Genomic DNA, 19,283 nt, shown 5'->3' on the forward strand with positions numbered 1-19,283 from the left:
CGCGAGACACATCGCTGACACTCCGCCGCCGACGCCACGCCGGACCGCGTGTCCCACCGGCGCCCGTGAAGGAGCCATACTCGTCCCAACGTTTTTCGAGGAGAGAGGGGTCCGGCGACACGATGACGGTTGCGCGCCACACCCTGCTCGCCGCCGCGTATGACAGCTTGCGGGCCGCGGTCCTCGACGGCTCTCTCGCTCCCGGATCCCGGGTCACCGTCCGCCCGCTGGCCGAGCAGCTCGGACTCAGCCCCACCCCCATCAAGACCGCCCTGGCCGCGCTGGAGCGCGAGGGGTTCCTGGTCGCCGTCCCCCACCGCGGCTACTTCGTCCCCGAGGTCAGCACCGACGACCTGCTGGAACTGTACGAGCTGAGAGAGGCCGTCGACGGGATCGCGGCCCGACGGGCGGCGTCCGCCGCCGACCACACCCGGATCGCCGACCAGCTGGCACGGCTGGTGACCCGGCAGCGCCGGGCGGTCGCCGCGGACAACCTCCGCTCGTACGGCGACCTCGACCTGGCGTTCCACCGGCTCATCTGGGAGGCATCGGGCAGCCGGCGGCTGATGCCGATCGCGGAGAACCTGGTCGGCCAGGTGCGGCTGGGTAACCGGTTCTCCGCCCAGGCACCCGGCCGGCTACCCGTGGCCCTCGACGAGCACGAGGCGATCCTGACGGCGATCCGGGAGGGCGATCCGCGAGCCGCGGAGCGACACATCCGCCGCCACGTCCGCGCGGCGAGCCTGGCGTTGCGGCGGTACCTGCGCGCGTCCGGCGTCGCCGGGCGGGCCGGGCGGTAGCGCCCGGCCCGCCCGTGCGCGGTCAGCCGGGCGTCGGTCAGCCGGCGCTGCCTCGCCGGACACCATCCGCGCGACGTCTCGCCCGCGGCGCGGTCAGCCGGGCGTCGACGCGGGCAGCCGGTCGATCGCCTGGACCAGCAACGGGTACAGCGCCCTCGCGCCGACACGCCGCCCGTCGCCGGTGAGGCTGAGCACCACCACGACGTCGCCCCGCCGGGCGGCCAGCCAGGTGTCGCCCGCGTACGCCTCGTCGCCGACACCGGGCAGCGGCTGTCCCCGGTGGCGGGCCCGCATCGCCAACCGGCCGGGCAGCCCGCCCGCGGCCATCGTGTGGAGCACCGGCCGGTCACCCGGGCCGAGGAAGATGGCCGGCCGCACCACCAGCGCGGAGGCGTCGGCGGGCAGCGACCGGACGGTCACCGGGATGCCCAGCGCCTGGCTCACCTCGGTCCCCGACAGCAGGTCGGGCAGGCCCGCGCCCGGCGCGAGCAACAGGCCAGCCAGTCCCCTGCCGGCGGACCTGGCGTCCGGGTCGGGGCTCTCGACCCGGGCGGCGGCCGCGTCGGCCTCGGCGAGGGCGCGGCCGGTGCCGGGCGCGTCGACGGTCACCTGGGTTACCCGGCGACTCCACCGGCGCACGGTGAGGGTGACCGTGTCGCCGGTCTCCGCCTGCCCGGCCCGCTCGCTGGGCAGGCCCCACGCGGTGGTGCGGTCGCCGCCGCCGTCGTCCACGGCCAGGTAGTGCAGCCACGGCTTGGGCGGCTGGTCCTCGCCGCCGCTGGTGGAGCGCCAGACCTGCTTCCACAGCACCTGTCCGGTCACCGTGGCCGGGGCGGCCAGGTCGACGACGGTACGGATCAGCACGTACGCGCCGTATGCCGCCAGTACGCCGCCGACGACCAGGCCGCCGGCGCGCACCGGGTCGGCGAAGTCGGCCGCCGGACCGTCGCCGACGACCTGAGAACCCAGTGCCGCGGCCACTCCCCGGGCCCAGTAGTACAGCAGCACGAAGCCGACCCCGCCGCACAGGACTCCCCGCAGCACCAACCGGCCGGCCGGTTTGCCGTACCGCGGCCAGAACGTCGGGTACCGCACCCGTACCCGGTGCCAGACGCCGCCGTACGAGGACCACACCTGCTTGCGGTTGCCCATGCCGAGGTCGATGACGGCGGCGCAGGTACGGGTGGTGCCGAGCGCGTCGCCGTACGACAGGTACCGGTCCCACACCGCCACCGCCGCGGGCGGCAGGTCGCCGAACGTACCCGTGCGTTCCAGCCAGGTCCGCACGCCCAGCCAGCGGGCGGCGGCCTCGCGCCCGGCCGGGGTGTCCCGCTCGCCGAGCCGGCGGTTCGCGACGGTGGTCAGCACCGCGAACGCGATGACCCACCCGTACCCGCCGCTGACCAGCGCGTCGCCGCTGTCGTGCCGGGTCCGGGCCAGCATCGCCACGCACACGGCCACCCCCGCCCCGGCGGCGAGCGCGGCCCCGGTGAGCATGGACCGGATCCCCTTGCCGAAGCGGCGCTGGGACAGGCCGCGCTCGCGGGCGTCGGCGATGACCGCCGTCCGCAGCCGCTTGGCGAAGCCGGCCGCCTGCGCCTGATCGCGGAAGGTCAGCGCGGTCAGCGGCAGCACGTTGCCCACGGCCAGCCCGGCGACCCGTTGGTAGACCGCCCGCTCGTACGCGTTCAGCTCGGACACGTCGGCGTCGTGCAGGTGGATGGTGGTGTGCGCCGGATCGTTGCCCGGCTGGCGGAACTCCAGGAAGTGCCGGGCCGCCAGGTCGATGAGGGTCGACTCGGCGGCGTCCTCCGTCACCTCCCAGTGATTCGTCAGCAGGCTGACCACGGCGGGCGGCTCGGTGCCGGGCAGATCCTGGGTGGGCGGTGCGGGCTGTGGCCGGGACGGCCGGGTGGCCAGCAGCGCCAGCCCGTACAACGCGAACCAGGCACCCGCCGAGGCGACGCCGATCAGTACGGCGACAACGGTGTTGATGGTGATCACGAGAGTGTCAGAACCGGACCTGGACCGGGCCGCGCTCGTCGCCCAGCGCCTCGAACAGGTCCCGGGCCCGGAACCCGCCGACACCGGCGATGACATTGGTGGGTATCGACTGGGTGCTGGTGTTGTAGGTCTGCACGGCACCGTTGTAGAACTGTCGCGCGTACGCGATCTTGTCCTCGGTACCGCTCAACTCGCTCTGCAGGCCGGCGAAGTTCGCGCTGGCCTTGAGGTCCGGGTAAGCCTCGGAGAGCGCGAACAGCCGGCCCAGCGACTGGGTCAGCGCGTTCTCGGCGACGGCCCGTGAGGCGGCGGGTGCTCCGGCGGCGGCGACGGCCGCGTTGCGCGCCTGCACGACGGCGTCCAGGGTGCCCCGCTCGTGCGCGGCATAGCCCTTCACCGTCTCGACAAGGTTGGGGATGAGGTCGTAGCGGCGCTTGAGCTGCACGTCGATCTGGGCCCAGGCGGCGTCGACCTGATTGCGCTGGCGGATCAGCCGGTTGTAGGCCGCGAGCGCCCAGGCGGCGAGCAGCACGAGAACCAGGCAGACCAGGCCGCCGAGGACGAGGGCGAGGATTTCCATTCCAGGGGGTGCCTTCCGGGGAAGAAGCCAAATGATCGTGGCCCGATGGTGGCTGCCGATCGGCCGCGCTTCAGCTAACTGTCCGCCATCCGATAGTGCAAGATCGCAAACCGGGGCAAGCCCCGCATCCCTTGTGGTGTACCGGGTTGCCGGGGTGTGACGTCGCCCTGACCGGAATCTGTCCGGTGCGTGGACCGGCGATCCGCGACAGTCACCCGGTCGATGGGTTGAGGCCGGATCCGCGCCCGGAGCGCCGGCACCGCGTGCCAGGCTCTACGTGGCGGTCGCGACCCGCCGGGGGGTGCGCGGGTCCATCGACAAGAGCGGGCGGGTTTTCCGCGCCACCTGGTCACCCCATGCCCGGTCCCGATGGAGTGATCATGGCGACGTCTCCCCCACCGGCATCCGGGCCCCCCAACGGAGACGCCCCGCTGGCGGCGCCCGCGCCGACCGCCGAGCCCGGCAACAAGTGGTGGACGCTCGTCGCGGTGTGCCTGGGCACGTTCATGCTGCTGCTCGACATCACCGTGATCAACGTGGCACTGCCGGATATCCAGCAGGCGCTGGGCTCCAGCTTCGCCGGACTCCAGTGGATCGTCGACGTGTACGCGCTGACCCTCGCCGCGCTGCTGCTGCCCGCCGGCAGCCTCGCCGACCTGTACGGGCGGCGGCTGCTCTACGTCATCGGGCTGGCGGTGTTCACCATCGCGTCGCTGTTGTGCGGAGTGTCGGTGTCGACGCTGATGCTGCAGATCTCCCGTGGCGCGCAGGGGGTCGGCGGCGCCATCATGTTCTCCGTCTCGCTGGCGCTGCTCGCGGACGCCTTCCGAGGCAAGGACCGGGGCGTCGCGTTCGGGGTGTGGGGCGCGATCACCGGCCTCGCGGTGGCGATCGGCCCGCTGCTGGGCGGTGCGCTGACCTCCGGGCTGTCGTGGCGCTGGATCTTCTTCATCAACCTGCCGATCGGCATCATCGCGGTCGTGCTGACGTTCGGGCGGGTACGCGAGTCCCGGGTCGCGCACGCCCGGCGCCCGGACCTCCCCGGCTTCATCGTGTTCACGCTCGCGCTGAGCAGCCTGGTCTACGGGCTGATCGAGTCGAACGAGCGGTCGTTCTCCGACACCCGGGTGGTCGGCTGCCTGGTCGGTGCGGGTGTGCTGCTGGTCGTGTTCATCCTGATCGAGATGCGGGTGCCGCACCCGATGTTCGCGTTGAGCCTGTTCCGCCTGCCGACCTTCAGCGGCGGCGCGGTGGCGGCCGTTGGCATCAGCGCCTCGCTGTTCTCCATCCTGCTGTACCTGGTGCTGTACCTGCAGGATGTGCTCGGGTACAGCGCGTTCAACACCGGCCTGCGGCTGCTGCTGGTCTCCGGCGGCATCATGCTCACGACTCCGGCCGCCGGGCGGCTGAGCTCGCACATCCCGGTCCGGTTCCTCATCGGTCCGGGGCTGCTGCTCGTAGGGATCGGCCTGCTGCTCATGCGCGGCCTCGACGCCGGCTCGTCGTGGACCCACCTGATCCCGGGCATGCTCATCGCGGGCGCCGGTACCGGGTTGGTCAACCCGCCGCTGGCCTCGACGGCCGTGGGCGTCGTCACACCGGAGCGGGCCGGCATGGCCTCCGGCATCAATTCGACGTTCCGCCAGATCGGCATCGCCACCGGCATCGCCCTGCTCGGCACGCTGTTCACCGGCAAGGTGACCGCCGACGTGCTCGCGCAGACCCAGCGGGTACCGGGACTGTCCGGCAAGGGGCAACGGCTGGCCGACGCGATACAGTCCGGCAACGACCGGGGCGCGGTCGCCGCGCTGCCGCCGGCGCAGCGCGGCACCGTCGAGCGCATCATCCGCGGCTCGTTCACCGCCGGGCTCGACCGGATCCTGCTGGTCGCCGCCATCATCGCGCTGGCGGCGTCGGTCATCGCGTTCGCCACCATCCGCAGCAAGGACTTCGCCGCGCGCCGGCCCGGTGGGCCAGCCGCCTGAGCGCAGCAGGGCCTGTGGCGGAGCCGGTCTGTGCCGGCGCCGGTCTGTGCCGGCGCCGGTCTGTGGCGGCGCCGGTCTGTGGCGAAGGCGAGCACGGGCATGCAACACCGCTCGATTCCCGAACAGTCCCGTAGGTGACTCTTCTGCACGGTGCCGGTGCGTCGGCGGATAACCTGACTCGTACCGTGAAGCCGGGTGGATGGGTAACGCAACGCCAGTCCACCCGTACCGGTCGGGTTTCGCTGGGGGGCGAGCCGCGGCTGGTGGAGGCGGCTCCGGTGTGGGGGCCGGAGCCGCCGTCCACGGGACGCTCAGGTAGGTCGGAGCGGGTCTGTACTCAGGTGTCGAGCGCTCAGGTGTCGAGCGCGCTGAACTGGATGCCGGCCAGCCGCCATCCCTCCGGCAGTTCCACCCAGGTCTGGCTCAGCCTGACCGTCAGCGTCATCGCCTCACCACGCCACGACGCCTCGCCGCGCCGGACGCAGCGCACGATCGCCGCGCGGTCGTAGTGGCGAACGTCCAGCTCGGTCGTCTCCAGCGAGAGGTACGTGAAGTCGGCGTGGGTGTCGATCCACTGCCGCTTGTCGAGCAGGAAACCCCGGTCGCCGATGGACATGAAGTCGTCGGCCAGCAGGGCGTCCAGGCGGCCGGTGTCGCCGCGCAGTTCGGCGTCGTCGAACGCCCGCACGAGTGGGAGGAGGTCGGTACTCACCCGACCATCCTGCCACCGGCCCGCGGTTGTTCCACCGGCGGAGGCGCGTCGAGCGCCGACAGGTCCAGCCGTCCGGACTGGCCGTAGAACTCCGCCGGGTTGCGCCAGAAGACCCGGTCGACGTCGTCCCGGCTGAAGCCGGCGGCCAGCATCGCCCGCGCGGTCGCGACGGTCAGCAGGGGGTCCGACCGTCCCCAGTCCGCGGCCGAGCTGACCAGAACCCGGTCCGTGCCGTACATCTCGAGGAAGTCCACCATCCGCTGCGGGGACATCGTCGCCTCGGGATAGATGGAGAATCCCATCCAGCATCCGGCCTCGCGGACGATGGCGGCGCTGACCTCGGTCAGGTTGTCGATGACCACCCGGCCCGGTTCGATCGTCGACTCTCCGACCACCGCGAGGCTGCGGCGCGCGGCGCGAAGCCCTTCGCAGCACGGGATGCGGACGAACGCCGGAAGTCCGTGCGCCACAGCGAGACCGAGCTGGGCGGCGAACGCCTCGTCCTCGGTAGGCGTCATCGAGTCGTACCCGATCTCCCCCACCGCGACCACGCCGTCCCTGTCGAGGTACTCCGGGAGCAGGTCGATCACATCGTGGCAGCGCGGATCGTTGGCTTCCTTCGGATCCAGCCCGAGCGCGGCATGGTGGCGGATGCCGAACTGGACGGCCCGGAACGGCTCCCAGCCGATGAGGGCGTCGAAGTAGTCAGCGAACGACGCCGGGTTGGTGCGTGGCTGCCCGGGGCAGGACGCCGGCTCGACCACCGCGCGGACACCGGCCGCGGCCATGCGTTCGTAGTCGTCGGTGGTCCGGGACGTCATGTGGATGTGCGCGTCCAGGATGCGCGGCCGCCACGGGGAATCGTGGGCGTCGCGCTTCCCGGCCACGCCACTCTCAAGCGTAGTCACGCTACCTATCATGCGACCGCTTCCGATCATCGCCAAACCCGCTGACGAAAAAACCACGCCGTGGCCCCCGATTCAGACGTTTCCCCCGGTGTCTCGCCCGTTCACCGGCGCCGGCCGCGTGCGGCAGCTCCCCCGGCCCTCGCCTTCGATCCGCGCGCTCCGGCGGGCGCCGGTCGACCGGCAGCGGAGCGCGCGGGCGCCTTCTGGACGGCGTCGGAGACGGCGTCCGCGGGTGCCTCCCGCGTCACGGCCGCCCTCCGCCGGCTCGCGACCCGGCGGGCGTGCGCCCGCAGCTGCGGTTGGCGCTGCTTGAGGCTCACCAGCACCGGGGTGGCGAAGAAGATGGACGAGTACACCGCCGCGCCCATGCCGACGAACAGCACCAGGCCGAGATCCTTGAGGGTACCGGCGCCCAGCAGACCGGCGCCGATGAACAGCAGGCCGCCGACCGGCAGCAGAGCCACCAGCCCGGTGTTGATGGAGCGCATCAGCATCTGGTTCACCGCGAGGTTCGCCGCCTCGCCGTAGGTCTGGCTCGCGCGGGTGGTGATCCCGCGGGTGTTCTCCTGGATCTTGTCGAACACCACGACGACGTCGTACAGCGCGAAGCCGAGAATGGTGAGGGCGCCGATGACCGTATTCGGCGAAACCTCCCATCCCACCAGGGAGTAGACCGCGGCGGCGAACACCAGGTCGAAGGCGAGCGAACTGACCGCCGCGACCGCCATCCGCCACTCGAACCGGATGACCAGGTACCCGATCACCAGGATCAGGAAGATGCCCAGGCCCAGCAGCGAGCGCTGGGTCACCTGGGAACCCCATGCCGCGCTGACCCGGTTGTCGCCGATCTGCGAGGCCGGCAGGTGCAGGGTGCCCTCCACCGCCGACTTCACGGCGGCGGTCTCGTTCGCCGTCATCGGCGAGGTGCGGACCAGGTAACTCGGGTGGTCGCCGCCCAGCCGCTGGGCGGACACCACGGACGCGTGCGGGTCGACGGCGGTCACGGCGTGGGCGATCGCGCTCTGGGCGCCGTCCAGCGTGGTGGCGGACGCGGGTACCTGGAACTCGGTACCGCCGCGGAAGTCGATGCCCAGGGTGAAACCCCGCAGGCCGAAGCTGAGCAGGGCGACCAGCAGGACGGTGCCGGCGACGCCGAACAGGATGCGGCGCCGGCCGACGACGTCCAGGCCGGCCTCACCGCGGTACAGGCGCGCGGCCCAGCCGGATGCCTTCGGCGGCGGGGCCGCCACCGGTGTGGCGGTCTCCGCCGGTGCCGGGGTACCGGTCATCTCACACTTCCTTCGCTCGGGAGGCACCCCGGCCGGCGCCGAGCCGCCCGGCCTCGGTCCGGGCCGGTGCCCGGCGCTCGGCGATCCTGCCCAGCCCGCTCACCTTCGGCGACAGGAACGCCTTGGTGTTGGCGAACAGCGTCATCACCGGATGGCGGAAGAGGAACACGACGACGAGGTCGAGCGTGGTCGCCATGCCGAGCGCGAACGCGAAACCCTTCACCGTGCCGACCGAGACCAGGTACAGCACGATCGCGGCGAGGATGGTGATGACGTTCGCGGACACGATGGTGCGCCGGGCCCGCGCCCACGCCCGGGGTACCGCGCTGCGCGGGCCGCGGCCTTCGCGTATCTCGTCCTTGAGCCGCTCGAAGTAGATGACGAACGAGTCGGCGGCCACGCCGAGCGACACGATGAAGCCGGCGATGCCGGCGAGGGTCAGCGTGAAGCCGATCTGCCGCCCGAGCACCACCAGGAAGCCGTAGACCAGCGCGGCGGACAGGCCGAGACTGAGCACGATGACGGTACCCAGCAGCCGGTAGTAGAAGAACGAGTACAGCACCACGAGCAGCATGCCCAGCCCGGCCGCGAGCAGGCCGGCGCGCAGTTGGTTGCGGCCGATCGACGCGGAGATGCTCTGCGCCTGGCTCTGCTGGAACGTCAGCGGCAGCGCGCCGAACTTCAACTGGTCGGCCAGCAGGTTGGCCTGGCTCTGCGAGAACCCGCCGGTGATCTGCGCGTCACCGGTGATGACGCCTTGGATCGCGGGCGCCGAGACGACCTGGTTGTCGAGCACCACCGCGACCTGTTGCTGTGCGCCGTTGTCGTACGCCTGCTCGCTCAGGCTGGTCCACTTGTCCTGCCCGGAGCCGGTGAACGACAGGTTCACCACCCAGGCGCCGGTCTGCGGGTCGGTGGCGGCCTGCGCGTTCGCGACGTCGGTGCCGAGCACCTTCGCGGAGTCCAGCAGGTACTTCGTGGACTGGTCGCAGGCGACCGCCTGGGTACCCGCCTGCTGGATCGAACCGGCGGCCCGCTTGTCGAGCTGGTCGCACGTGATGTACGGGACGTTGAACGCCACCTCCGGTGGCAGCACCGCCACCTCGGCCGGGGACAGCGAGGCGAACGGTTGCAGGGCCGCGACGCTGGCCGGATCGCCGCTGGCGTCCGCTGGCCCGGTCAGCGCCTGCGCCGCCGGGTACGCCGCGCCCAGCTTCTTCTCCACAGTGGACAGTGGCACGGTACCGGTGGTGGACGTGCCGGCCGGCGTCGTACCGCCGGCGGGCGGCGCCACCCCGGGCGTCTGGTCGAGTACCTCGCGGAAGCGCAGCTGCGCCGGTACGCCGATCTGCTTGATGTCGTCGTTGGACTGGCCGGGCACCGACACCACGACGTCCCGGTCGCCCTGGGTCACCACCTGCGCCTCGCTCACGCCGAGCCCGTTGACCCGGCTGGAGATGATGCGTCGCGCCTCCTCCAGCCGCCCGGCGTCCGGCGCCTTGCCGTCCGGCGTACTGGCGGACAGCGTGACCTGGGTCCCGCCGATCAGGTCGAGCCCGAGCTTGGGTGCCAGCCGCTGGCGCAGGCTCGAGTCGCCCTTCACCCCGGCGAAGAACACCAGGGACGCGAGGACCAGGAACACCAGCCCGAGTACGGCCAGCGGTCGTCCCGGATGGGGACGTCCGCGAGAGGGTGCCACGATGCGCGTCTCCTTCACGAACTGCCGGGGCGGTCGGTCGCCTGCCGGGACACAGTGTGTGCGCACGCACCGGTGTGGTGGCGGCGCGCGGAACGGCGGAGCGGGACGGGGTCACCGTGCCGCCGGGCGGTCGGCGGCACGGTGGGCTCGGCAGGTTCGCCGTCCGGCAGCGGCCGGGCGCCACGGTCGCGCCCGGCCAGGTACGCGTACCCGAAGCAGCCGACCATCCCGGCCACGATCACGATGCGTACCACGATGTCGGCGGTGTGGTGGGTCACCGAGTCACCGCACAGGTGGTTCGGCCGCCCAGGGCGCGCCGGCCGCACGCGACGCGCTTCCGGGCGGTGACGTTGTCGGGGTTCCCGGCCGCACGGGCTCGGGCGATCGAGGACATAGTTCTTCCGGAGAGGAGGGTGAGGCAGCGTGAACCGGCCTCCGGCGCGGAGGCGGACGGGTCGAGGTGAGTGGGCGGCGCGGCGGCCTAGGTCGGCTGGTCCCGGTTGTCAGACGGCGCCGCGGTCGCGAGCACCGGCACCGAGGTCACAGACACCCCGGTGCCGGTGCTCGCGACCGTGCCGGAGTCCGCCCGCGACGCGGCACCGGCCGGGGGCGGTTGCGCCGCCGGCTGGCACCCGCGATGTGGGCGGCCCTCACTGGTCACCGGGCAATTGAAGCGCCCGCGATTCGGCGCGTCCAGGCTCGAAGCCGCTTCTTGACGGCATTTCGACGTCAAAGCAACGCGGCCCCGACGGCGGGGCGGCGGCGCCGACCGCGGAGCCGGCGGGACCGACCGCGGAGCCGGCGGGACCGACCGCGGAGCCCGGCGGGACCGGGCGGCTCGCGCGGACGGCGGGGCGGTGTGAGTGGGCCCGGTACCGGCGGCATCCGCCGATCCGTCATGCTGGCGTCGTGGACGGGATCAGGCCGGAGTGGCGCAGTACCACCCTGGCCCGGGTCATCGACCGACTCGAAACGGAACTCGCCCGCGCGTGGGCCGACCTACTGACCGACCAGCGCATCGCCGCCGGCTCGCCGGACGAGACCGCGCTGTGCTGGTTGGTGGTCGAGGATCCCGCCGCGCACGACTGGCGGGTCGTCGACGCGGCGCTGGACCGCCTGTCCTGCGCCGACTGCGGCCACATTCTCACCAGGGGGCCGGCCGCCTGCGAACGGTGCGGCTTCCACCACAACATGCGCTTCGGGGCGCGGGAGGTCGATCGGGCCGGCGTTCCGCCCGGCAACGAGCACGCCATCCGCGTCGCCTTCGCTGTCGCCCGCGCTCGTGCCCGGTACTCGCCGCGGGCACGGGTCGGCTACGAACTCGTGCTTCCCGCGCTCGTCGCCGGTGCCCTGCCGACGACTCCACAGGCCCAGGCCGCGAAAGCCCTGATCAACAAACTGACACCCGAGGAATGCGACCGGGTGACGACCCTCACCGAGGTCGAACGGCTCGCGCACGGCCGCCGAGCGGGCAGCCGCTGAAAGGGCGGTCGCCGAAAGGGTGGCCGGCGAGAGGGTGGGAGCCGAGCGCGCGGCCGGCGACGGCAGCACCGCGCCGGCAGAGACGCGACGGCCCAGCAGAGACGCGGCTTCCCGGCCGCGTGCGGTCGGGAAGCCGGTCAGGCGCCGCGCTGGGCGGCGTCCGCGTTGCGCCGCGGCAGCTTCCAGTCCGGCCGGATGTAGTGGCAGGTGTAGCCCTCCGGGTAGCGCTCCAGGTAGTCCTGGTGCTCGGGCTCGGCCTCCCAGAAGGGTCCCGCGGGGCTGACCTCGGTGACCACCTTGCCCGGCCACAGCCCGGACGCCTCCACGTCGGCGATCGTGTCCTCCGCGACCCGGCGCTGCTCGTCGTCGGCGTAGAAGATGGCCGACCGGTAGCTGAGCCCGATGTCGTTGCCCTGGCGGTTCTTCGTGGTCGGGTCATGGATCTGGAAGAAGAACTCGAGCAGGTCGCGGTATGACACCTTGGTGGAGTCGAACGTGATCTCGATGGCCTCGGCGTGGGTGCCGTGGTTGCGGTAGGTCGCGTTCGGTACGTCACCACCGGTGTATCCGACCCGGGTGGCCAGCACACCGGGCCGCTTGCGGATGAGGTCCTGCATCCCCCAGAAGCAGCCTCCGGCGAGGATCGCCTTCTCGGTCGTGTCAGCCATGGCCGCGCTCCCCTGCCTGGTCGAATAGTCCGCGGTACTCACCATAGCCCTCACGTTCGAGGTCGCCCACCGGGACGAAGCGCAGCGCGGCGGAGTTCATGCAGTACCGCAACCCGCCCTTCTCCGGCGGCCCGTCGTCGAACACGTGACCGAGGTGGCTGTCCCCGTGCGTGGACCGGACCTCGGTGCGCACCATGCCCAGCGCCGAATCCTGCACCTCGACCACGTTCTGCGGTTCGATCGGGGTGGTGAAGCTCGGCCAGCCGGTACCGCTGTCGAACTTGTCGCTCGACGCGAACAGCGGCTCGCCGGACACGACGTCGACGTAGATGCCCGGGTCCTTCTTGTCCCAGTAGGCGTTGTTGAAGGCGGGCTCGGTGCCCGACTCCTGAGTCACCCGGTACTGGTCCGGAGTCAGCCGGGAGACGGCCTCCGGATCCTTGCGATACTCCTTACCCACCGCCGTCGCTCCTCCCAAATCGCATACGGACATCGGGGACGGGGCTTCACACAGCCGGCACGCGGCAAGGAACCGGGCCGGTGTGGTGGGGGATGCGGAAACGAGTCCGGCGCCGTGGCGCCGATCCCCTCCATTGTCGCACCGGGAGCGGAGGTACCGCTCGACTTCGGCGGTAAACCACGGGTTGTGCGCCGTCCGGTTCCGGCCGGCCGCTCAGGGCCGGCGCCGCCGCCGGGCTACCGCACGGCTTTGCCCGCGGCGTCCCAGTTGGCGTGCAGCCGGTCCAGATAGGACTGTGCCACCGCGCCGGGCCTGGCGCCGTCGGCGAACTCCGCCATGCTGCCACCTCCGGCGTTGTAGCCCAGGGCGAGCAGTTCGTCTTTCGTGTACCTGGCGGGCCAGTGCCGCGGCAGGTCGGTGGCCAGGTCGTGCAGGTACCAGGCGGCCGCCTCGATGGCGAGGCCCGGATCGTCGGGCAGCTCCGTCCAGTCCCGGTCGGCGAAGTCCCGGCCCCGCTTGGCGTCGTCGAACGCGGCCCGGTGCATGTTGGCGATCCCGAACGCGGCGTTGGGGTCGATCTTCTGCCAGGCCCGTTCGAGGTTCGGGTCGTGCGGCTTGTACGACTCGTTGTAGAGGATCGCCATCAGCAGTTGCGCGTCGATCCCGGCCCGGCGTGCGTACGTGCGGACCTGGGCCGCGAAGGTGGCCGGCTTGTCCGGGTCCGGGCTGGCGGTGGTGCTTCCGGAGGCGGTGCTTCCGGGGCCGGTGTTTGCGGAGGCGGTGTCGCCGGACGCGGCGGAGCCGGTCGGCCGGGGCGGAGCGATCGGCTTGCCGGACCGGGCCGCCCCGGCCGATCCGGAACCCTCGGGGTGAGGGCCGCCCGCGGCACTGCCGGAGTGCGCGCACCCCGTGCCGGCGAGCACCGCCGCCGTCGCGGCCGTCACCGCCAGGGTGCGCCGCCACCCGTACCGCGTCATGCCGCTCACCCCCCGCCGGTCCGCCGTCGCCGTACCGGGCCATGGTATGCGCCGGGCACACCCGGGCAGGCGAGGTTGCCCGGTACCCGGCCCTACTCGGCGCGCAACGCGTTCGCCACCCGGGTCCGCGCCGCCCATCCGGCCGGTACCAGCGCCCCGGCGGCGGCCAGGACGGCCCCGGCGGCGCCCAGCGCGACAAGCTCGGCCACGCCGTACACCGCGACGATCGCGCCGGGCAGGTCGGTACCGGCGGCACGGCCCATCACCGGCAGGATCCAGTGATGCAGCGCCACCCCGGCCGGTGCCGCGAGCACCCCGGCGACGAGCCCGAGGCCCACCATCGAGCTGACCACCATCGCGCGCAACTGCCCCGGGGTCATCCCGAGCGCCTTGAGGACGCCGATGTCGTGGACCCGCTCCCGGGTGTTGAGCACGACGGTGTTGAGCACCCCGAGCGCGGCGACCCCGCACAGCAGGACGGTGAGCGTCGCGATGAGCGCGTCGAGGATGATGAACGTGCGGTTGTCGTTGTCCTGCGTGCGTTCCTCGACGTAGACGCCCTCGTCCGGTGAGAATCTCCGCTGGAGCGTCTCGGCCCACCGGGCGGAGTCCCGCCCCGGGTCCAGCCCGACCTCGAACCGTTGCGGGGTGGTCTGCCCGGCCACCGGGCCCATGGTGGTGGCGCCGGCGACCAGGTCGTACGCGGTCTGGCCGTCGAGGAACGAGCCGACGATCGTGACGGCGCGCTGCCCCGCGTCGCCGGCCAGGGTGACCCGGTCACCGACCCGGTGCCCGGTCTGGCGCAGCAGGTACGAGGAGGCGACCACCTCGTCCGCGGCGTGGTACCAGCGGCCGGAGACCATCGGGAACCCGGCCCAGCTGGCGTCGGCGTCGTAGGTCTGCACGGTCACCGCCGCACTGATCCCGGCGAGGTGGGCGCTGACGTCGGTCTCCCCGGCGACGTGCGCGGTACCGGGCTGGGCGGCGATGGTGGCCCGCACCTCCGCCGGGTCGGCGGTGCCCGCCGGGACCGGGCCGGTAGCCGGGCCGGTCGCCGGAGCCGGGCCCCCGGTCGACGGGGCCGGACCGGCAGTCGACGAGGCCGGACCGGCAGTCGACGGGCCCGGACCCGGTCCGGTGCGCTCGACGTGCTTGCCGCCCGACTGCGCCAACTGGACCACAACCGGTACGGCGTCGACCCGGGTGAATCCGCTGTGCACCCGGTGCAGCGACGCGGTGAGCCCGACCGCGAACACCAGGGTGCCCGCGCCGAGCAGGACCGCGACGACGGTACCCGCCGCCCGTGCCGGCCGGGCCAGCGGCATGCCCAGCCCGAACGCCAGCGCCCGCGGCAGCCGGGCCGCGGCCAGCAGCCGGCGCACCCGGAACCCCCGTCCGGAGCGCGGGGCGCGGCCGGTGCTGATCGCCTCGTTCGCCGGCAGCCGCCCGGCACGCAGCGCCGGGCCCAGCGCCGCGACGGCCACCAACAGCGGCGCGCCGGCGGCGACCGCGACCAGCACCGACACCGGTACGCCGCCGACGTTGGCCGGCAGGTTGTAGGCGCGCTCGGTCTGGCCCAGCAGCGGTACCGCGAGCGCGAGGCCGGCCCCGATCCCGGCCGCGCAGCCGACCAGGGCCGGCACCGTGACCTGGGCGACGTAGGCGGCCACCACCTGGCGGGGGGTGAAGCCGAGCGTCTTGAGCACCCCGATGGTCCGCATGCCCGAGACCACGGCGCCGTTGACGATGTTCGCGGTGATCAGCACCGAGAGGATCAGGCCGAGGACCGCGAACGCGGTGACGAACGGAACGAACGCCGAGATCGACCGGTTCGCCGCCTGGCGGACGGCCAGCCAGCTCGCCGAGCCGGCGACCGCGCCGGGCGGCAGCGCGGCGGTGACCGTGGCGAGGTCGGCCGCCATCGTCCCGGTGGTGCCGGCGGAGGCGAACCGGTAGAGCATCTGCCGGGAGGTGGTGGCGCCGGCCGCGTGCAGCACGTCGGCCTGCGTGGGCCACACCCACCCGTCGGCGGTACCGGTGATGGAGTCGGCGATGCCGACCAGCCGCACGGTCGGATCGCCGGGCAGGTTCAGGGTCACCTCGGTGCCCAGGTTCGCCGGGTCGGCCAGCGGGCCGGCGAACGCGCGGGACAGCACCAACTGCCCGGGTCCGGTGAGCCAGTGCCCGCTGTCGAGGCTGAGCCGGTCGACCGCCCCGTCCCGCGCCGACCGGCCGGCGATCGTGCCGGTACCCAGCATCACGCTCCAGGCGCTTCCGTCGCCGGTACTCGCCGACGCGACCACCTCGTCGAACGGCCCGGCGGCTGCGGTCACCCCGGCGGTGTGCGCGGTGGCCGCCAGGTCGCCGGCCGGGACGCCGGGCGCGGCGGTGACGCTCAGCTGCGCGCCGGCGGCCTTCCGGAACGCGGTGTCGAACGGGGCGTGCGACACGGCCAGCAGCCCGAGCGCGACCACGCAGGTGGCGGCGGTGAGCAGGACGACGGCCGCGATGATGACGGTCTGGAGCTTCCGGCGGGCCACCGCCGCGCGGGCCGCCACGACGATGGCACTCATGAGGCCACCACCGCTCCCGCGTGGCCGCTCTCCCGTGCCGAGCCGTCCCGCATGGTGACGGTCCGGCGCGCGCAGCCGCCGGCCATCGCCGGGTCGTGGGTGACGAGCAGCAGCGTCTGCCCGTCCGCGTTGAGCTCGCGCAGCAGGTCGCACACGCCGGCCGCGGCGGCCGCGTCGATCGCCCCGGTCGGCTCGTCGGCCAGCAGCAGCGCGGGCCGGTTCATCAGCGCGCGGGCGATCGCCACCCGCTGTCGCTGGCCGCCGGACAGGCGCGCCGGGTACGCGTCGGCGTACCGCGCGATGCCCAGCGCGTCGAGCAGTTGCGCGGCGCGGGCGCGGGCCTGGGCGCCGCGCGCCCCGGTCAGCTGCGCGGGCAGCAGCACGTTGTCCCGGACCGTCAGCTCGTCGAGGAGGTGGAAGAACTGGAAGATGATGCCGATGTGCTCGCGCCGGAACCGGGCCAGGCCGCGTTCCGACAGGGTGTCCAGGCGCACCCCGGCGACCTCGACGGTGCCGCCGGTCGGCCGGTCGAGTCCGGCGATCACGTTGAGCAGGGTCGACTTCCCGCTGCCGGACGGGCCCATCACCGCCACCGCGTCGCCCGCGTGGACGGTCAGGTTCACCTTCGCGAGCGCCGGCGGGCCGGCGGAGTCGTACGTCTTGTCGATGTCGGTCAGGTGGATCACAGCGGGCATGGCAGCCGCCCTCCGGTCGCAGGTCAGGTGTGTGATGACCGGTGACGGTAGGCCGCCGGACCGGCGCCGGTCGTCGGGCGCGACGATGAGTGCGGGTCGGCCGTGGCGATGAATCCGCATGCCGGATGCGCCGCGCGGATGACCCGGGTACGTAACGCGGCCGATGCCGGCCGGCCCACCGCTTGCCAGAATGGGCGCGTGGACCTGCCCGTACGCCGCCTGGCCGCCGCCCTGCGGTCGCCTGCCGCCCGGCCGCGTACCGCCGACGTGGCGCTGGCGGCGGGGCTCGCGGTCGCAGGGGTGCTGTGGGTGGTCGTGACGGTCCGGCACCCGTCCGGGGACGATGCCGGCCCGCTGAAGATGCCGTTCCCGCCCGGGATCGGGTTCGACCGGCCGCCGCCGCCGATTCCCGGAGTGCCGCCACAACCGGAGGAGCACGTCGAGTGGGTGCGGCCGCTGCTGGTCAACCTGTTCGCCACCCTGCCGGTGGCGATCCGCCGGCGGCTGCCGTACCTGGCGTTCGCGGCGGCCCTGACCGGCGTGTTCGCGATCCGCGAGGGGCTCGTCCTGCCGGGCTTCGTCGGCATCCTGATGTGCGCGTACTCCACGGTCGCGTATGGCCGGCGCCTCGCCGTGGCACTGGGCATGCTGCTGGTCGCCGCCGCGGCGGCGGCCGCCGCGTTCGACGAGTCGATCCCGTCCATGCCCGGCTGGCTGACGCCGTTCGCCGTGCTCGCCCCGATCGGCCTCGCCGCGGCGACGATCCGCAGCACCCGGGACCGCGCGGTGGCCGCCGCCCGGCGGGCGGACGCGGTCGTCCGGGAGCGGGACGCGGCCACCCGCGCGGCGATCGCCGAGGAGCGTGCCCACATCGCCCGGGAACTGCACGACCTGGTCAGCCACCACGTGAGCGTCATGGTGATCCAGGCGGGCGGGGCGGGGAAGATCCTGGACAGCCGGCCCGACCTGGTCGCGGCGGCGCTGGCCGCCATCGAGGCCAGCGGGCGCGACGCGATGGCCGAGCTGCGCCACCTGCTGGGGTTGATCGCCCCGCTGGACGACACCCTGCGCCCGCAGCCGGGCCTGGCCGACCTGGACGCGCTCGCCGGGTCGGTACGCGCCGCGGGCCAGCCGGTCACCCTGGACCGGGTGGACGGCGCGGTGCCGCACGGGATGGAGCTGACCGTGTACCGGATCGTCCAGGAGGGGCTGACCAACGCGATGCGGCACGCACCCGGCGCCCGTACCACCGTGCACATCCACCGGGAGAACGCGAGCACGCTGACCGTCCGGGTCCGCAACGAGGCGCCCACGGACCTGGTCGGCGACTGGTCTGGGTCGTGGCGCGGCGTCAGACGCGCCGAGCCAGACTGGTCGGAAGGACCGGGTGCCGGCCACGCCGCGCCGGCCGGACGTGGGAGCGAGACGACCGCGGCACGGTCCGAGGGCGGCCGGGCGCCCGAGGGCGGCGGGGCTGGGCTGGTCGGGCTGCGCGAGCGGCTGCGCCTGCTCGGCGGCACCCTCGAGACCCGGCGCCGGGTCGGCGGCGGATTCGAGCTGTGCGCCCGGATCCCGGTGGAGGCAGGCGCCACGGACGGAACCGGGAGCACCGGGGCGACCGCAAGCACCGGCACGACCGAGGGGTCCGGCACGACCGAGAGGACCGGGGTGACGGGATGACCGGGGTGACCGGCGAACCGCGGCTGCGGGTCGTGATCGCCGACGACCAGGCACTGGTCCGCAGCGGCTTCGCGATGATTCTCGCGGCCGCCGACATCGACGTCGTGGGCAACGCGGCCGACGGCGCGGCCGCGGTCGCCGCCGTGCGCCAACTGCGGCCCGACCTGGTACTCATGGACGTCCGCATGCCCGAGGTCGACGGCCTGGAGGCGACCCGCCGCATCCTCGCCACCGCGCCGACGACCACCGGCGGAGAGCCGGTACGCGTGATCATCCTGACCACGTTCGACCTCGACGAGTACGTGTACGCCGCGCTCCGCGCGGGCGCCAGCGGCTTCCTGCTCAAGGACGTCACGCCCGACCACCTTGTGCACGCCCTGCGGCTGGTGCGTACCGGCGACGCCATGCTCGCGCCGAGCATCACCCGCCGGCTGATCGCCCGGTTTGCCCAACCCGGCGCCGGCCGCCCGCCGCTCGCCGGCGACCTCGCCACGCTGACCGCCCGCGAGCGGGAGGTCCTCGTCGAGATGGCCGCCGGCCAGTCGAACCGGGAAATCGCCGAGGCGATGTACCTGTCCGAGGCGACGGTGCGCACCCACGTCGCGCGGATCCTCGCCAAGTTGCACGTCCGCGACCGGGTCCAGGCCGTCGTGGTCGCCTACGAGACCGGGCTCGTGCAGCCGGGACGGTCCGGCACCGGCTCTACCCCGTTGGTACGTCACCAGAAACTTGGGTGACCGCCATCGACGTGTCATTCCCATGCCACGGGCG

The 19,283-nt window shown here is 73.2% G+C and carries 17 protein-coding genes; 5 read left to right on the top strand and 12 right to left on the bottom strand.

From position 1 onward, the window contains the following. Positions 1-122 precede the first annotated feature (122 nt). Positions 123-800: a GntR family transcriptional regulator gene (locus Raf01_RS19485; protein WP_203919367.1), complete on the top strand. Its 678-nt coding sequence runs from the start codon at positions 123-125 to the stop codon at positions 798-800. Positions 801-893: 93 nt separating this feature from the next. Here the strand turns inward: Raf01_RS19485 and Raf01_RS19490 are convergent, their stop codons facing one another. Beyond that, positions 894-2,804: a DUF2207 family protein gene (locus tag Raf01_RS19490; RefSeq protein WP_203919368.1), complete on the bottom strand. Its 1,911-nt coding sequence runs from the start codon at positions 2,802-2,804 to the stop codon at positions 894-896. 7 nt (positions 2,805-2,811) lie between these two features. Continuing rightward, the gene (locus Raf01_RS19495) at positions 2,812-3,384 is read right to left on the bottom strand and encodes a LemA family protein (RefSeq protein WP_203919369.1); all 573 of its coding nucleotides are present in this window, start codon (positions 3,382-3,384) and stop codon (positions 2,812-2,814) included. Positions 3,385-3,764: 380 nt separating this feature from the next. Here Raf01_RS19495 and Raf01_RS19500 point away from each other — a divergent pair, with 380 nt between their 5' ends. Further along, on the top strand, positions 3,765-5,369 hold the full coding sequence (locus tag Raf01_RS19500) for an MFS transporter (protein WP_203919370.1): 1,605 nt from the start codon (positions 3,765-3,767) through the stop codon (positions 5,367-5,369). Between the two features lie 352 nt (positions 5,370-5,721). Here Raf01_RS19500 and Raf01_RS19505 read toward each other — a convergent pair whose 3' ends face one another. The 5 genes from Raf01_RS19505 to Raf01_RS19525 form a co-directional block, all read right to left on the bottom strand. Then, on the bottom strand, positions 5,722-6,081 hold the full coding sequence (locus Raf01_RS19505; protein WP_203919371.1) for a nuclear transport factor 2 family protein: 360 nt from the start codon (positions 6,079-6,081) through the stop codon (positions 5,722-5,724). Continuing rightward, positions 6,078-6,968 carry a TatD family hydrolase gene (locus tag Raf01_RS19510; protein ID WP_505973666.1) on the bottom strand — a complete coding sequence of 297 codons (891 nt, stop codon included), beginning with the start codon at positions 6,966-6,968 and terminating at the stop codon, positions 6,078-6,080. The genes Raf01_RS19505 and Raf01_RS19510 overlap by 4 nt, the downstream gene beginning before the upstream one ends. Before the next feature lie 122 nt (positions 6,969-7,090). Further along, positions 7,091-8,278 (bottom strand): protein translocase subunit SecF, encoded by a 1,188-nt coding sequence (gene secF, locus Raf01_RS19515; RefSeq protein WP_203919372.1) that lies wholly within the window; start codon positions 8,276-8,278, stop codon positions 7,091-7,093. Position 8,279: 1 nt separating this feature from the next. Further along, entirely contained in the window at positions 8,280-9,977 is a 1,698-nt protein-coding gene (gene secD, locus Raf01_RS19520; RefSeq protein ID WP_203919373.1) for a protein translocase subunit SecD, read from the bottom strand. A gap of 14 nt (positions 9,978-9,991) precedes the next feature. Further along, positions 9,992-10,255 carry a hypothetical protein gene (locus tag Raf01_RS19525; RefSeq protein WP_203919374.1) on the bottom strand — a complete coding sequence of 88 codons (264 nt, stop codon included), beginning with the start codon at positions 10,253-10,255 and terminating at the stop codon, positions 9,992-9,994. A gap of 631 nt (positions 10,256-10,886) precedes the next feature. Between Raf01_RS19525 and Raf01_RS19530 the strand changes: the two genes are divergently transcribed. Then, positions 10,887-11,459 (top strand): hypothetical protein, encoded by a 573-nt coding sequence (locus Raf01_RS19530; protein ID WP_239133741.1) that lies wholly within the window; start codon positions 10,887-10,889, stop codon positions 11,457-11,459. A 137-nt stretch (positions 11,460-11,596) separates the two neighbouring features. On the opposite strand, the gene msrA is transcribed toward Raf01_RS19530, so the two are convergent. The 5 genes from msrA to Raf01_RS19555 form a co-directional block, all read right to left on the bottom strand. After that, entirely contained in the window at positions 11,597-12,127 is a 531-nt protein-coding gene (msrA, locus tag Raf01_RS19535; RefSeq protein ID WP_203919375.1) for a peptide-methionine (S)-S-oxide reductase MsrA, read from the bottom strand. After that, positions 12,120-12,587, bottom strand: a complete 468-nt coding sequence (msrB, locus tag Raf01_RS19540; RefSeq protein ID WP_239133742.1) for a peptide-methionine (R)-S-oxide reductase MsrB — start codon at positions 12,585-12,587, stop codon at positions 12,120-12,122. Before msrB ends, msrA begins: the two co-directional genes overlap by 8 nt. Positions 12,588-12,823: 236 nt before the next feature. Continuing rightward, a complete protein-coding gene (locus Raf01_RS19545) occupies positions 12,824-13,564 on the bottom strand; it encodes a transglycosylase SLT domain-containing protein (RefSeq protein ID WP_203919377.1) in 741 nt (246 codons plus the stop codon). 92 nt (positions 13,565-13,656) lie between these two features. Further along, positions 13,657-16,137, bottom strand: coding sequence for an ABC transporter permease (locus Raf01_RS19550; RefSeq protein ID WP_203919378.1), 2,481 nt, complete (start codon positions 16,135-16,137; stop codon positions 13,657-13,659). Then, a complete protein-coding gene (locus tag Raf01_RS19555) occupies positions 16,134-16,832 on the bottom strand; it encodes an ABC transporter ATP-binding protein (RefSeq protein ID WP_203919379.1) in 699 nt (232 codons plus the stop codon). Before Raf01_RS19555 ends, Raf01_RS19550 begins: the two co-directional genes overlap by 4 nt. 198 nt (positions 16,833-17,030) lie before the next feature. Between Raf01_RS19555 and Raf01_RS19560 the strand changes: the two genes are divergently transcribed. Next, positions 17,031-18,512, top strand: coding sequence for a sensor histidine kinase (locus tag Raf01_RS19560; protein WP_203919380.1), 1,482 nt, complete (start codon positions 17,031-17,033; stop codon positions 18,510-18,512). Then, positions 18,509-19,249: a response regulator gene (locus Raf01_RS19565; RefSeq protein ID WP_203919381.1), complete on the top strand. Its 741-nt coding sequence runs from the start codon at positions 18,509-18,511 to the stop codon at positions 19,247-19,249. Before Raf01_RS19560 ends, Raf01_RS19565 begins: the two co-directional genes overlap by 4 nt. Positions 19,250-19,283: the final 34 nt, after the last annotated feature.

It is taken from the genome of Rugosimonospora africana (genome assembly GCF_016862975.1).
GTDB lineage: Bacteria > Actinomycetota > Actinomycetes > Mycobacteriales > Micromonosporaceae > Rugosimonospora > Rugosimonospora africana.

Bases quoted from the DNA above. Each gene is read 5' to 3' on its own strand.
- Raf01_RS19485 (WP_203919367.1), top strand. From the start codon at position 123: ATGACGGTTGCGCGCCACACCCTGCTCGCCGCCGCGTATGACAGCTTG.
- Raf01_RS19495 (WP_203919369.1), bottom strand. From the start codon at position 3,384: ATGGAAATCCTCGCCCTCGTCCTCGGCGGCCTGGTCTGCCTGGTTCTC.
- Raf01_RS19500 (WP_203919370.1), top strand. From the start codon at position 3,765: ATGGCGACGTCTCCCCCACCGGCATCCGGGCCCCCCAACGGAGACGCC.
- secF (WP_203919372.1), bottom strand. From the start codon at position 8,278: ATGACCGGTACCCCGGCACCGGCGGAGACCGCCACACCGGTGGCGGCC.
- msrA (WP_203919375.1), bottom strand. From the start codon at position 12,127: ATGGCTGACACGACCGAGAAGGCGATCCTCGCCGGAGGCTGCTTCTGG.
- Raf01_RS19545 (WP_203919377.1), bottom strand. From the start codon at position 13,564: ATGACGCGGTACGGGTGGCGGCGCACCCTGGCGGTGACGGCCGCGACG.
- Raf01_RS19550 (WP_203919378.1), bottom strand. From the start codon at position 16,137: ATGAGTGCCATCGTCGTGGCGGCCCGCGCGGCGGTGGCCCGCCGGAAG.
- Raf01_RS19555 (WP_203919379.1), bottom strand. From the start codon at position 16,832: ATGCCCGCTGTGATCCACCTGACCGACATCGACAAGACGTACGACTCC.
- Raf01_RS19565 (WP_203919381.1), top strand. From the start codon at position 18,509: ATGACCGGGGTGACCGGCGAACCGCGGCTGCGGGTCGTGATCGCCGAC.